Below are 12,890 nucleotides of genomic sequence, written 5' to 3' on the forward strand. Positions count from 1 at the left end.
GGAGCTTCTTATTTTAAAAACAAGGCACGTTTTTCACGTGCCCCGTTTTTTGCTCTCCTATAACCATTATGCCTTATTTTTACTGTTAGATACAAGTAGATCGATCGTTTTCTTCACGCGAAGTTGTTCTTTCACGGAATCAATGACGCCTTGTTGTTCGACGAGTTTGCGAACCTCTTCCAACTCGCGACCCATTTGCTCGGCCATCGTTTTGATTTCCTGTTCGATCTCATCTTCCGTCACTTCGATTTTTTCAGCTGCGGCAATCGCTTCCAGCACGAGGTTGGCACGAACCCGTTTTTCAGCATCTTCCTTGAACTGTTCTTTTAAGGCATCCTGATCCTGTCCGGTGAATTGGGCGTACATTTCCAGATTGAGACCTTGGTACATCAAACGTTGCTCAAAGTCGCGAAGCATATGCTCCACTTCATGGTCAATCATCACTTGCGGAATCTCGATTTCGGCATTTTTGGCCGCCAATTCCACGAGTTCGTTGCGAATGTAATTTTCTTTCTCTTGTTGCGCTTTTTCGTTCAGGTTTTTCTCGATATCGGCTTTCAATTCTGCCAATGTATCAAATTCGCTTACATCCTGTGCGAATTCATCATCCAGTTCCGGAAGGTTAAGGCGTTTGATCTCATGCAGTTTCACTTTGAATACCGCCGGTTTGCCGGCCAGTTCTTTGGCGTGGTAATCTTCCGGGAATGTTACTTCCACATCTTTTTCTTCACCGGGCTTCATGCCGATCAGCTGATCTTCGAAACCGGGGATAAACGTGCCGGAACCCACTTCGAGCGTGTATTTTTCCGCTTTTCCGCCTTCAAAAGCTTCTCCGTCAACAAAGCCTTCGAAATCGATGATCACCCGGTCGCCTTTTTCCACCGCACCGTCTTCAATCGCTTCAAGCTGGCCTTGCTGTTTTTGCATGCGTTCCAGTTCGGCATCCACATCTTCCGGTTTTACGGAGAAGTCTTTTTCTTCGACTTCCAATCCTTTGTATTCACCCAGTTTGACTTCGGGTTTTACCGTAACGGTCGCCTTGAAAATCAAAGATTTCCCTTTTTCCAATTGCTCAATGTCGATTTCCGGACGATCCACCGGCTCGATTCCCGTTTCTTTTACCGCAGCTTCATAAGCTTCCGGGAGCAGGATGTCGAGCGCATCCTGGTAAAGAGCTTCCACACCGAAACGCTTTTCGAAAATGGGACGGGGAACTTTTCCTTTCCGGAATCCTGGCACACTTACTTTTTTCACTACTTTTTTAAATGCCTGATCCAATGCTTCCGCAACTGTTTTTTCATCGGTTTCTACAGTCAAAACACCCTGATTTTTTTCAGTTTTTTCCCAACTTGCCTTCATCAACGGTAACCTCCTGCGTCAATCTATAAATTAAGATGAATCAGTCCGATTCTAAGCTATTCCCGCAATAACCCTTTCATTATAACACAGCGATAACACTTTGCAAGAAAGAGCCCTGCCACAGGAAAAAATCCCGCCCGGGGGACCATGCTTCACTCACTATGTATGAAAGCAACTGCTTCTATGTTAAACCATGCACACCCAGGTGTAAAGCACCAACAACTCCCAAAATCAGATTTATCCCCAGACCCCGAGCATGATCACTCCCAGGGTAATCATGGCCGACCCTGCCATCCGCCGCAAACCATGCCGTTCACGGAGAACGAGGATCCCGAGAACCGTGCCGAAAACCGTGCCGATTTCTCTCATCGGGGCCAGTTGTGCCACCTCCGCCAGGGACAAGGCAAACAAAAACAGGAGATATCCTCCCGGAGCCAAGATTCCTCCCAGCAAAATCGTCTTCCGGTTGAAAACCCATTCCTTTTTCAGTTCGTCAGGTCTGATGATCACCGGGGACAGCGCAAGCATATTCCCGACATTCGTCGCCATATTTAAAAATACAGGTGAAAGATAAGTTAAAGTCAGCTTGTCGACAATGATGTAAGCAGCAATGCAGACACCGACTCCCAAAGACAGCAATATTGCCTTCAGCGGATGATCCGAATTCTTTTTCCCTCCTCTGCCACCGAGGAACATGATCCCAAACAGAATAAACCCCAAACCGATCCAGCTCCCGGCAGAGAGGCTTTCATGCAAAAAAAGAGTACCGATGACGGGGACCAATAAAGGGCTTGTTCCCCTCATAACAGGGTAAGCCAGGGACAAATCCCCGATGGTATAGGTTTTTGCCAGCAATACGACATACAGCCCGTGCAATAACATGGACATCAAAAGAAAGAGATACGCCGTCTTCTGGTCCGGCAAACCGCCGTTGTCCAAAATCGCCCATGGAAAAAAGAGAACGATCGCCACCCACTGACAGTACCACAGAAAAGCATTCTTATTGATACTCTTTTTCGCAAAGAGATTCCACAGAGAATGGACCAAACCGGAACCAAGCACCAACATCGCGGCAATCACCGCCACACGATTCACCCTCATTCGATTTGATTTTATTTTCAGACCATAAATAATATAACGTTTGCCCAAATCAGCTGAAAGAATGCATCGCAGGCCAGTAACCCGGATCTTTGAGTGAAAACCGGAAATAACACCAGCACGAAAAAACGCCTCCCTTAACCGAATCGATCAAGACAGGCGTTTTTAAGCGACATGTTTTGGCGTCCCAGGAGAGATTCGAACTCCCGACCGACGGCTTAGAAGGCCGTTTAGACGCCATTTAACGGTATGTAAAGCGCTATAAACACGCTAATTTACTACGTTTTCCTAACGGTAAAATATCCGGCACCTTTACCGTCCGCAAACGTTTAAGATTATTGAGTGATGCTTGTTTATTATACCACGATTCCCACGGCGCTAACAACCGGTAAAAGTGAACGTTAAAGCAACGATAACTCCCGACTTTAGAAAATTTTCGGCAAGTTTTTAACCGTAATACTAGTCTAGAAGGATAGATAAAGAGAATATAAAATTATATTAATTGTTGAGATTCTAGGCTCAAACGCATTTTTTATCTAAAAAATACTATATAAGGTGACGATACCATGATACTAAAGTTAAAACGATTCTGGAATATAACTAAATGGTTGTTTCTTTTTCTCATTGGATTAATAGGCCTATTTATGTTTTTTCCGCTTGTTAAATGGTTTTTACTTTATGTCTGGAAACCGTTTTGGCCACATAACTTAACAAGCCCCGAAGTCGATGCCGCAATAATAAACGGCTTTTTTGTGTTTTTAACTGTTGGGGTAACCGTTTATTTCAGCAATAAAACGGTACAAGCCGCATTAAAACAGACAAATAGCAGCCTTAGAGATAAATTATTTGAAAAAAAGATTGAAATATACCCTGAACTATACGAATTGTTTGATGAAATGTATGATTTCATAGTTGAAAAAATAAATTATGTGGCTGAAAAGAGATTAAAAAATGAGCCAACGAATGAGAAAGAAATTACAAACCAAATAAACAATTATAGTAAAAAGCTTGATATATTTTTCATAAGAAACTTTTACTTGTATACTCCTCTTCTTAAGAAAGCAATGCTTGATTTACAAAAACAACTAAAAAAAATTACTTATAATGACCGAATAAACTTTACAGAAGTAGACGTCAATTTATACAAAAATCTATTTCGTATAAAACAACTATTACTAGCAGAATTAGAAATTGACACAATAAATGAAGAACTATTATCGTTAACGGATTTTGAAAGTTACTTTGAGAATATACTTAAATTCGAAATTAGTCTGGAAGAGGATTGGAGAGAGGATGAGGATACGGAGGATGAGGATACGGAGGTTTCGGTTCCGAACCACAGGGAAATCGAAGAAAACAAACACTCGGTTTGAAAAATTTGCCGGAATTTCGGGCGGGTCAGGCGCCGTATATCCACGGAGGGACGCCCCCCGGTCTAAAAATCGTTTATCAAAAAACGTCATATAACTTGTGTTATACGTCACTTTCCGCTATAATGAAGCTAAACACATAGCGAAAGGACGTTGTTTAACGGTGAAAAAAAGTGTCGTAGAACTCAACGGCTTTACTCGTTACTTAGAAGAACAAGGTAAAAGCGCGAAGACTATCGCTGATTATAAACGTCATGTGAATAACTTTGCGGCGTGGCTAACCGAGCAAGGCGGAGATATCGACACCCTAACACGTCACGACGTACAGCAATACATGAAATACTTAGAGAATATCGGGAACAAAGCGGCTACTATCAAGGTGAAGTATATCGCTATCACCACTTATGCACGGTATATCAATCGCTCGGATATTATCGAAAATATCCGCCGTCCTGAAGCCAGACAAAACCGCAACATTGCGCCTAAATCGTTAGCTAGGAACGAATATAACCGGTTATTAAGAGAAGCGGAACGGGAAGGAGCTAGAACCGCCGCTATCGTTTATACGTTGCTCTATACCGGGTTAAGGGTTAGCGAGCTTGTAGCGCTAAACATTGATGATGTTAAATTAGGCGAGCGCTCCGGTTCCGTCACCGTTAGAAACGGTAAAGGACAAGTAGCGCGCACTGTTCCCCTGCCGGCAGAAGCGCGGCATCATATCCGGCAATATTTAGCGACTAGAACCGATGATGAGCCGGCATTATTCGTATCTAACTATAAGCGCCGTATGTCTGTACGCTCTATTCAACGTGTAATAGACAAATTAGGCACACATCCCCACGCAATAAGGCACACCTATGCCAGACGGTTAGTAGAAGCCGGTACCGATATCGCCACGGTAGCGGAATTAATGGGGCACACTGACATTAACGTTACTAGACGGTACGCTAAACCGGATATGAACGATTTAGAAAACGCCGTTGCTAAAGTATTCGGTTGAGCAACCATATACCCTTTAAAATCACCAGTTATTAGGCGGTGTAGAAACCTTATTTTACGCGGGGTTTCGACACCGCTATTTTATTAACCCTTCTAATTTCGCTTCTAAGCCGTCTTATTTTCCGGGTAGGTACCGTAGGTATCCCCGCATATAAACAACGCTTAGAAAGGCGTATATTCGAGTTTATATAGCGCTGGACATCCGAAATTTACAAACCCCTAGGATTTCCGGCCGTCCATCCGCCGGGTGCCCGAGGCTGGTATTTACGTCGTTAGTCGGTATCATCTGACGGTATCCTAACGTTGTTTATCGCTGTCTATATCGGTATCATAGCCGTATCTTACTGATAGCTTACCGATAACCCGAACGATTTTTAGCCAAGCACCCATTGCCCAATGCTTTAAACCCGAACAATAAGACGGAATACAACCGTAAACCCCTAGAATTCACGAAAACATAACGTTAGCTCACGAAAGATACCGAAATATAGCGTTTTCTAATAACTTACAGTTTACCGTATCGTTACTGTGTTTGCTTTAACGGTAATAACTGGCCGACGGGTCAAATAATTGGTGTTATGTTAGTTTGCAATACAAACCGTTTATAGTCATCCCCTACCGATATCTTCCTCTCTCTTCCGGTCTGATAACGAATGATAACAGTAGAGAAGAGGGGGTATTAACGTCCCCGCCTGCTTTCTTCGTATAACCTGCGGAATTCATCGCGTAGTTCTTCGAATTTACCGAGATGCAGCCATGATTTGCCGTTTAAGATGCCGCGCACTTGCCTGCTAGATACCCCGAACCATTCGCTTATTTCACCTTGCGAAAAATCCGCATCGCGATTTTCCCTCGTCTTTATCGCCGGGGTTAGCATTCGTATAAAAGCCGCTTGCATATCGTTTATTTTCGCACTAGGATTATTTGCGCCTGTATTTGCTTCTGCCATCTTGCGTCTAGCTTCTTCCGTGTGCGTTTTTCCGTAGAAAGGGTTCATTTCTCCTACTCTTCCGTACATAGGGTTATTCTCCCCTGCGAATTTTCCTTTAAGTGAATTACTGATTCTTTGCCGCGTTTCTTCATCATACGCGGCATTCCCGCCTTCTAACTTGTTATAAACTCCGTCTGTAGCGCTATAGTGCGCAATCCAGCGTTTTTCTTTTTCGTTTAGTTCCGTTGCAGTACTAGCGGTATCAATAATCGACCAATCGAAGTTATCCGCTCCGTACTCTCTAATAGCGTTATGGAATGCGCTGAAACTACCGTTCCGCGCTTTTCGCTCGTGTTCCCGCTTCCTCTCCACAAGTGTCCGGATAGTCGCCCCAACGTATACCATGTTATTCTTTTTGTTCCTAGCGAGATAAACCACCATAATACCGCATCCTTTGTCGTGTTTATCAAAATAGAAAAAGCGGGGTTATTACGATAGCCCCGCCGTTAATCCCCCCACATTAATAAGCGCTAACTTTACTCAGTCCCGTAATCGGAACGCCCGCCGCCTCGAATTCGTCCCATTTAGCGGCATAGTCCGCATCCTTAGTCGACAATTGAGAGTAAACAGCTTGCAACTTGTTGAATACGATACCCGAATTAGTCGCGAAGTGGCACTCCGTTGCAGTAGCGGTAACAAGCGCCGTTTTAACCGCGTCCAAGTGTGCCAATACTGCCGCCTTCTCATTGTCGGATACTACTTTGTTATCGACGGTAGAAACGAATACGCCCGCATCGTCGAAGATATCGGATTTGACGAACAACACACCAGCACCAAGTTTCTCGATTTTGTTAATAACAGTAAATTTCATAAAGCATTACCTCCATATGATTTGATGTTTTATATTTAAATCAGCGCCGCCCCTTAATGGTTTGGCGCTTTAATCTTCGCAATTCTGCCGTGTAAACACTTTCCCTAGCACATCCGAAATGTCTACAGGTAATTTCGCCTCTAAATGCTCGGGATTACAGCACCAACGGTTTTCACACGTATTAACAAGTCTATGGCCGTCTGGAACACTCCCGTTAAAGTGTTCGTATACCAACCGACGCACATATACGGGCTTTCCGTTCCGCCGCACCTGTGCTAGTCCGTGTGCTGGTATATGACAGGTTGGGCGCCAACATCCGTATTCCATAACGTCGAATGATACGGGTTTACTATTTGGGTGTAAACCCTTCTCTGGAATCGTTATTCTATTTAATAAATCGGTGTTTGTAGGAATACCGTTTAAGACAGTACTTTCGCGCAGTTGTTTTTCTTCCACGCTTAACGCCTCCAGTAGTAATCGTTAATGTACCGAACAGCATAATACCGCCCGACGTTAAGATAACCTCCATTTATCATCTCTCCTGCGCCTCTTGTATTTGCGCCTGTTAATGTCGTTACTTGCCCGCTAGGAACCGTCTAAACTGTTGTAAGATGCTTTCCCTGCGGTGTTTTTCGCTCCGGCTCGGGGTGCTACCGTGTCTATACTGCGGTTTCGGTACCGGAGCCGCTGAACGCTTAGCGCCAATACCATAGTTGCGGTCTATTACACGAGTAGCGCCGTTATTAACGCCTAATACCTTCTCTGCCGCTTTCCGCCCTGTCTCGTACAATGCCTTCTTAACGTTGCTAGTAGGACGGTTAGACCGTGGATTAATAAGCGAGGGGTCGACGTAAGGCGGTTTGGCCGATAGCTTTAATTCGTTGTGTAACCGCTCTACCGACGCTTTTAACTCATCTTCGCTGTCTCCCGTGATTCGTTCCGCCCAATATTCCCGTTGTTCGTCCGGTATTTGATACTCGGATAATAAATCGGTCTTTACCTTGTCTAGCCATTTCGTTTTATACGGAGCGAGCCGCTCTAACTCGCCCCGTAGCTTCTCAATTTCTATCTGCGCGTTCATATGCTCTTTCCGCAATGCGGCATACTGTTCCGCGTCAACAAACCCGCCGCGCTCCGCGTTATTATTCCGGTTTTCCATCCGTTAGCACCTCCGATTAGAAGTTAAAGCGGCTTGCGTCGTTACGTCTTACGGCCATCTTATATAAGCGGTAGTTGGTAAGCGGGTCATTCTGTTTAATCGCCGCCAATTGCCGTAATTTCAAATCGTATTCATTTTGCTTATGCGCGGATTTCAATGCCGCATGGATTTTACCGAGCTTCTCTTTAATCCGTGTCTTTCCGCTCCCTTGCGCACCTTCCGACAATGCGGCGGCAATCTGACCTAAGCGGCGCAGAAGGGTTAACCGCTCGTTGTCGTCCATTGCGGATACCTTAATAGCGAGCAAATCCGCTAATCCTTCTTTGTCGTCGGTATATTCCGCTTCCGCGATGAGGTTATCGGCGTATGCGTTAACGGTTTCGGACGTGGTGAATTCTACGGAGAGACTCTCCCGCGCGATTTCGCGTTGCAAATTCTCTAGTTCTTCCGCGTACTTCTGTTTCAGCGCCTGCATATCCGCCTCAAGATTCATTTCCAGCATTTGAAGCTGAAAGCGTCTTTCCGATTCGTTATCGTTGTACCGTTCATGGTGTTTTACTTCGTCATACTGTTTCTTGAACTGGTTAAGGCGGTTATCTATTGTCACCGAGATTGCCTCGAGTGCAGGGAAGGAAACGCTAGACGCTTTGCCTTCCTTAATCAGCGCTTCGGCTCGGTTTTGCGGAACCGTGTAAATGTTCCCTTTTTCGTATCTGCTTCCATCTTGTGCCGTCGTGCTTTCCGTTACGAAAACGGATTGCTCAACCATTTTCTCTCCGGTTTCCGGGTTAACGTGAATAATCGTGCTTTTCATGTTATCATCCTCCTGATTGGTTAAAGAATAATATCGCTTTCGCTATCTTCAATCAGTTCTACGCTGTCAATTTTTACGCCGTACTCTTTCAAGCGTCCCAACGTAACGCGGGTTAACGGAAAGTTATTCCGCCTTCGCGCAAAATCGCGGTGTAGTGGCAGGAAATTTGTGCGAAGGTGAATGTGTTTTCCGCCGTGTTCCGCTACAACCTTCGCCGCCTTGTCTAGCGTGCTGTGGGCTACGCCTGATTTCGTCATGTAGGGTGAACTAAAATCTATCACGTCAATTTCTTCACCGTTAGGCGCTTCGATTAGCGCGACGGCGTGTAGTTCTTTATCCTTAACGAGTCGTAGGTCTATAACGTATTTACTCATCGCTCATCGCCTCTTTATTCTCTTTTACCTTCTCTTCCAGCCAAGCAATGTAATTAAGCAGGTCTGCCCGCTTTCTGCGCTCCCGCTTAAGACGTCGCTTGATTATTTCGTCTAGCTCGGCTTGCGTGAATAGCTTTTCTTCCGGTTCCGGATGCGTGTTCACCGCTCGGCCACCTCCTGCGGTGTATTCGTGTATTTATGCAAATTAAAAACGCCGTGGCTATACGTGTTATTTGCCGTGGCGTTTAACTAATCACTAATCGTTGTATCGCTGTTACCGGTAATGCTGTCGTAAAGCCGTTGTAGCTCCCGCAGTTCCAATACGAAATCATCGTCAATCCCTAATTGCATACAAATCTTCTGCGACATGCGGAACGGTATTTCGTTCCTCCTAGCGTGGGATAAGTAACTTTCGCTATATCCTAGCTGTTTTGCTAGTTCTCGCCGGGTAATGCCTTTTAAGCTACATAAAACGTCTAAATCACGTTTAGTCAGTCGGATAGTCGGTTTACGATACATCATAAGCACCTCCAAAAATTTTTTCGATTTTTTTCCGAAAAGGTGTCCCAAATTTTTATTTTGACCGTCTCTTACGGGGTGCAACGCGCCCCGGAAGGTAACGATTAATACCGTATATACCGCCCCCTCCGCTTAATACCGTGTATACCTTAATAACAGTAATAACTAGTAATAGAGATAGAGAGATAGCAAGCTTTGCTTGCAGGGGCTATGCCCCTTACACTCTGTTTTTATTCTTCTATATGGTGAGCTAACTTTTTACCTAACCGTTGGATAATTCTGCTAACCGTTCGGCGGTTAATTCCTAACTCGTCGCCTATTTCTTGGTGACTAGCACCGGGGTTACGGTACATATAAACCAATACCGCGCGTTCCTCATCTGTTAATACCTGGTCGGCTATCATGTTTTCGACGGTAATCTTATTAATAACTTGTGTTTCGACATCGTTTTCCCGCTCACGCCGCGCTCTTTCCTGCTCCTTATACACTTCCTCGGCGTGTCTGCGTTTCTCTTTCCGTTCCCGGCGGATGCGCGTTAACTCTTCCCGCTCTCCCTCGGTCAATTCCTCGGATTTAATACCCCGCTCCACTTTGCCGCCGTTCTTGCGGATAATCTCACGGGTTATCTCGGTGAATTCGTTTCTAATCGCTCTTTCCAGATAGAAATAAGTTAAGCCTTTCCGGTATGCGTCGGGGCTAAATTTACCTTCATAAATGTTGTGGATAATCATACCGACTTTCGCGGCTACGCGGCTTCCCACGTCTTCGACTGCTAAGTGGTACATATCGGAACCTAGAGAGTTACCGTAATATAAATCTGTGTTCTCTTTAACGAATGTCCGGACTTTCGACATAATCGCCGCCGCTAGCTTCGTCTTAGTCTTACCGGTTTCAAAATTAACATTGTCCCGCATGTCGAGTGGATAGATTAGCTTTTTCAACTCGTATTCGTACCAATCGGCAGGCGCGCCCATGCAACGGTCTATTTCCTCTTCGATTTCTTGCGCGTATGACTTTCGCTTGTTGTACTCCTTAAAGGCTTCACTTACTGCTTCGTTGGTTGCTTTCGGTTCCGCGCCGAATATAACATCATATTTGCTCATATTCGATACCTCCGGGATTTATAGTTACTCGGGATTTAAGCGGCGCTAGCTACGCCGTTACTTATATGTGCGCTCTAAACTGTTATTCTGAAATGAAAGCAGTAGCATTTCGGCTATACGCTTAACGTAAAAGAGATTAACGCTTGCCTTTTTGATAACGGGGCTTTCCCGCTGTAGGCTCTTAGCTATCTTAAACGCGAGCCGTCCGATGTTTCGTAGACTCATATCTTCGATTCCGTTTAAGTCGATGCAAATCATAATATAGTTGCGGACTAACTTTTCAATGTTAAGGCCGTTCCATTCGTAGCTTAAAACCTTAATAATGTCTTTTTTGTGCGGGCAAAACAGCGCCTTAGCTTCGCCGGAACGGTCTACCGTCTGTAATACGTCGTGCGGGCGCTCGCAATATGGACAGTTATAATACGTTGTTTTCACTTTGAATTTACTCATGATTTATCGCTCCTTCGTCATGTAATCGGATTTAAAAAAACTATCTACTATACAGTACCGGCGAGAAACCCCCGTCGCACACTCTGAGCGAAATTTTTTTTTTAGATAAAACAGCAATTTACTTTAATAAACTGGCAAAAATAAAAGACGCAGGCCGCGTAGCCTACGCCTTCATAACGTATGAAATACCTTATTGACACTTCCCAAACGGTTACCCTGCCGTCATTTCGTGTTCATACTCAAGCAAGAATCCGTAAATGGAACGCTGGATTAAAGAAAAAGATTGTGCTAATGCGCATAATAAAAGATTATTTGTGATACGGGTTAATACCCGCTCACCTAAAAAACCCTCTTCACTAATACAAAAGACATTTGCGCCGTTAGTGTAATCACCGTTTCGACGGTCAGCGTTGCGCCTTTTTCCGGGTTTAGCTCGCCGGAGAAAAACCCCTTCACCCTCACATACACAAAAAAAGGGGTTTTATAAGGGGTAAAACGAAAAAAGTTAAATTTATTCCGTGTTGTCATCGGAATACCGTAAAATACCCTCCCAGCCCTGCCCGTTAATGACTCCGTTAGACTGTAATTAAGCGGTTATATTCGTCCTTAGCGCTATTAATCAGTATTTTCGGGTCGCGGCAGACGGTAAGGTTACGTGCATCTATTTTTAGCGATAGATTTACAAACCGTTCTGCTGTCCCGTCATCGTCGAGTATATCCGTATTTAACATCGCACATGACTTGCGCAGTTTTACGTAAAAGTACGTTTCTAAATCTTCTATGCTTAGTTCTGGGCACATCAGATACACTGCGCGGGCAACCTTTTTAATATCATCTTGTGCGTTACGGAAAATCTCCGATTGCTTCTCCGTTAACATTTAAATCGTCCTTTCTGTAAAGGGAATGAATTTATAGGAGGCGCAATGTGCGCCTGCCTTTAGCTCGCTAACCCTAATTCCGCTCTTAGCTCCTTCAACACGTTGCCGGCTTTATACTCGGAACAACCCGCTAACCTCGCCAAACCGCGCCGGCTTGGGAGGTCACCGTTTTTCTCGTATTCCATCATCGCCCATTCACGCGGTGTCTTCGGTTCCGGTTCGACCGTTTCATCACCCATTTCATCCACTTGTTCGCCCACTTCTTCATCCTGCTGGGCGATTTCATCCACTTCATCCGTTTGTTCATCCAGTTGGGCGGTTGACTCGTCCGGCTGGTTGGTCGGTTGGTCGGCTAGTTGGGTGATTTCATCCGGTTGGGTGGTTGATTCATCTGACTGGTTGGCTTCTTGGGTGACGTGGGCGGTCGGCTGGTCGCCCGTTTCATCCGCTACGTCATCCGCTTCACCCGCTACATCGTCCATCCCGCCTGCTGGTTGGTTGATGCGGTCGGTTGAATCCGTTTCATTTGGTTGGTCGAATTCATCCGGTTGGGTGATTGGTTGGTCGAAGTGGGCGAAGGGTTGGGCGAATTCATCCGTTTCATCCGCTTTTTCAACCGGCTGGGCGAAAGATTGGTTGAAAGACTGGGTGAACTGGTTGAAACGGTCGAAGTCATCCGGTTGAATCTCCTCCGAGTGGGTGACGTGGGCGAAACGGTGGGTGAATCGTTCTGGTTGACGGTCGATGCTTTCCCGCTCCTCTGTCTCCTGTTTCGGTTTCTTCTTACCTGTTTCTGCCGTCATGATGCTTTCCATTATAAGAACTGCTGTTACGATAGAACCGCCTAACAGCCAGCCCGAAATACCGTATTTAAAGGTGGCGGCTATATTACTCCATCCCACGAGCGCGACGCCTTGGATGAAGCCTAGGTATGACGGTACCGACGGTTTATATCCGCTGAGACG

16 protein-coding genes are annotated in these 12,890 nt (G+C 45.3%); 2 read left to right on the forward strand and 14 right to left on the reverse strand.

The annotated features are described in order from the left end of the window. Positions 1-66: 66 nt before the first annotated feature. Entirely contained in the window at positions 67-1,359 is a 1,293-nt protein-coding gene (tig, locus tag I8U18_RS05420; RefSeq protein ID WP_033099250.1) for a trigger factor, read from the reverse strand. Between the two features lie 237 nt (positions 1,360-1,596). Next, positions 1,597-2,454 carry a DMT family transporter gene (locus tag I8U18_RS05425; RefSeq protein ID WP_198064541.1) on the reverse strand — a complete coding sequence of 286 codons (858 nt, stop codon included), beginning with the start codon at positions 2,452-2,454 and terminating at the stop codon, positions 1,597-1,599. A gap of 569 nt (positions 2,455-3,023) precedes the next feature. Here I8U18_RS05425 and I8U18_RS05430 point away from each other — a divergent pair. Then, positions 3,024-3,830 (forward strand): hypothetical protein, encoded by an 807-nt coding sequence (locus I8U18_RS05430; RefSeq protein WP_198064542.1) that lies wholly within the window; start codon positions 3,024-3,026, stop codon positions 3,828-3,830. Positions 3,831-3,990: 160 nt separating this feature from the next. Continuing rightward, positions 3,991-4,827, forward strand: coding sequence for a tyrosine-type recombinase/integrase (locus tag I8U18_RS05435; RefSeq protein ID WP_198064543.1), 837 nt, complete (start codon positions 3,991-3,993; stop codon positions 4,825-4,827). 678 nt (positions 4,828-5,505) lie between these two features. Here the strand turns inward: I8U18_RS05435 and I8U18_RS05440 are convergent. The 12 genes from I8U18_RS05440 to I8U18_RS05495 form a co-directional block, all read right to left on the reverse strand. Then, on the reverse strand, positions 5,506-6,198 hold the full coding sequence (locus I8U18_RS05440; RefSeq protein WP_198064544.1) for an NUMOD3 domain-containing DNA-binding protein: 693 nt from the start codon (positions 6,196-6,198) through the stop codon (positions 5,506-5,508). Between the two features lie 79 nt (positions 6,199-6,277). Then, complete coding sequence (locus I8U18_RS05445; RefSeq protein WP_198064545.1) at positions 6,278-6,628, reverse strand: hypothetical protein; 351 nt, start codon at positions 6,626-6,628, stop codon at positions 6,278-6,280. A gap of 69 nt (positions 6,629-6,697) precedes the next feature. Further along, entirely contained in the window at positions 6,698-6,955 is a 258-nt protein-coding gene (locus tag I8U18_RS18155; protein WP_370589376.1) for an HNH endonuclease, read from the reverse strand. 247 nt (positions 6,956-7,202) lie between these two features. Then, entirely contained in the window at positions 7,203-7,787 is a 585-nt protein-coding gene (locus I8U18_RS05455; RefSeq protein ID WP_198064547.1) for a hypothetical protein, read from the reverse strand. A gap of 16 nt (positions 7,788-7,803) precedes the next feature. Continuing rightward, entirely contained in the window at positions 7,804-8,601 is a 798-nt protein-coding gene (locus I8U18_RS05460; RefSeq protein ID WP_198064548.1) for a hypothetical protein, read from the reverse strand. A gap of 20 nt (positions 8,602-8,621) precedes the next feature. Next, positions 8,622-8,975, reverse strand: coding sequence for a hypothetical protein (locus tag I8U18_RS05465; protein WP_198064549.1), 354 nt, complete (start codon positions 8,973-8,975; stop codon positions 8,622-8,624). Next, entirely contained in the window at positions 8,968-9,138 is a 171-nt protein-coding gene (locus I8U18_RS05470; protein ID WP_198064550.1) for a hypothetical protein, read from the reverse strand. The genes I8U18_RS05465 and I8U18_RS05470 overlap by 8 nt, the downstream gene beginning before the upstream one ends. Positions 9,139-9,224: 86 nt before the next feature. Beyond that, positions 9,225-9,494: a helix-turn-helix domain-containing protein gene (locus tag I8U18_RS05475; RefSeq protein WP_198064551.1), complete on the reverse strand. Its 270-nt coding sequence runs from the start codon at positions 9,492-9,494 to the stop codon at positions 9,225-9,227. A gap of 230 nt (positions 9,495-9,724) precedes the next feature. Beyond that, positions 9,725-10,597 carry a sigma factor-like helix-turn-helix DNA-binding protein gene (locus I8U18_RS05480; RefSeq protein ID WP_198064552.1) on the reverse strand — a complete coding sequence of 291 codons (873 nt, stop codon included), beginning with the start codon at positions 10,595-10,597 and terminating at the stop codon, positions 9,725-9,727. Positions 10,598-10,654: 57 nt separating this feature from the next. Beyond that, positions 10,655-11,047 (reverse strand): hypothetical protein, encoded by a 393-nt coding sequence (locus I8U18_RS05485; protein WP_198064553.1) that lies wholly within the window; start codon positions 11,045-11,047, stop codon positions 10,655-10,657. A gap of 575 nt (positions 11,048-11,622) precedes the next feature. Beyond that, positions 11,623-11,925: a hypothetical protein gene (locus I8U18_RS05490; protein ID WP_198064554.1), complete on the reverse strand. Its 303-nt coding sequence runs from the start codon at positions 11,923-11,925 to the stop codon at positions 11,623-11,625. A gap of 59 nt (positions 11,926-11,984) precedes the next feature. After that, positions 11,985-12,827, reverse strand: coding sequence for a hypothetical protein (locus I8U18_RS05495; RefSeq protein ID WP_198064555.1), 843 nt, complete (start codon positions 12,825-12,827; stop codon positions 11,985-11,987). Positions 12,828-12,890: the final 63 nt, after the last annotated feature.

The sequence above is a fragment of the Thermoactinomyces sp. CICC 10522 genome (assembly GCF_016055075.1).
Lineage (GTDB): Bacteria > Bacillota > Bacilli > Thermoactinomycetales > Thermoactinomycetaceae > Thermoactinomyces_A > Thermoactinomyces_A daqus.

Excerpts from the sequence above, each read along its gene's own strand:
- tig (WP_033099250.1), bottom strand. The coding sequence starts at position 1,359 with ATGAAGGCAAGTTGGGAAAAAACTGAAAAAAATCAGGGTGTTTTGACT.
- I8U18_RS05430 (WP_198064542.1), top strand. The coding sequence starts at position 3,024 with ATGATACTAAAGTTAAAACGATTCTGGAATATAACTAAATGGTTGTTT.
- I8U18_RS05440 (WP_198064544.1), bottom strand. The coding sequence starts at position 6,198 with ATGGTGGTTTATCTCGCTAGGAACAAAAAGAATAACATGGTATACGTT.
- I8U18_RS05445 (WP_198064545.1), bottom strand. The coding sequence starts at position 6,628 with ATGAAATTTACTGTTATTAACAAAATCGAGAAACTTGGTGCTGGTGTG.
- I8U18_RS18155 (WP_370589376.1), bottom strand. The coding sequence starts at position 6,955 with ATGGAATACGGATGTTGGCGCCCAACCTGTCATATACCAGCACACGGA.
- I8U18_RS05455 (WP_198064547.1), bottom strand. The coding sequence starts at position 7,787 with ATGGAAAACCGGAATAATAACGCGGAGCGCGGCGGGTTTGTTGACGCG.
- I8U18_RS05460 (WP_198064548.1), bottom strand. The coding sequence starts at position 8,601 with ATGAAAAGCACGATTATTCACGTTAACCCGGAAACCGGAGAGAAAATG.
- I8U18_RS05465 (WP_198064549.1), bottom strand. The coding sequence starts at position 8,975 with ATGAGTAAATACGTTATAGACCTACGACTCGTTAAGGATAAAGAACTA.
- I8U18_RS05475 (WP_198064551.1), bottom strand. The coding sequence starts at position 9,494 with ATGTATCGTAAACCGACTATCCGACTGACTAAACGTGATTTAGACGTT.
- I8U18_RS05480 (WP_198064552.1), bottom strand. The coding sequence starts at position 10,597 with ATGAGCAAATATGATGTTATATTCGGCGCGGAACCGAAAGCAACCAAC.
- I8U18_RS05485 (WP_198064553.1), bottom strand. The coding sequence starts at position 11,047 with ATGAGTAAATTCAAAGTGAAAACAACGTATTATAACTGTCCATATTGC.
- I8U18_RS05490 (WP_198064554.1), bottom strand. The coding sequence starts at position 11,925 with ATGTTAACGGAGAAGCAATCGGAGATTTTCCGTAACGCACAAGATGAT.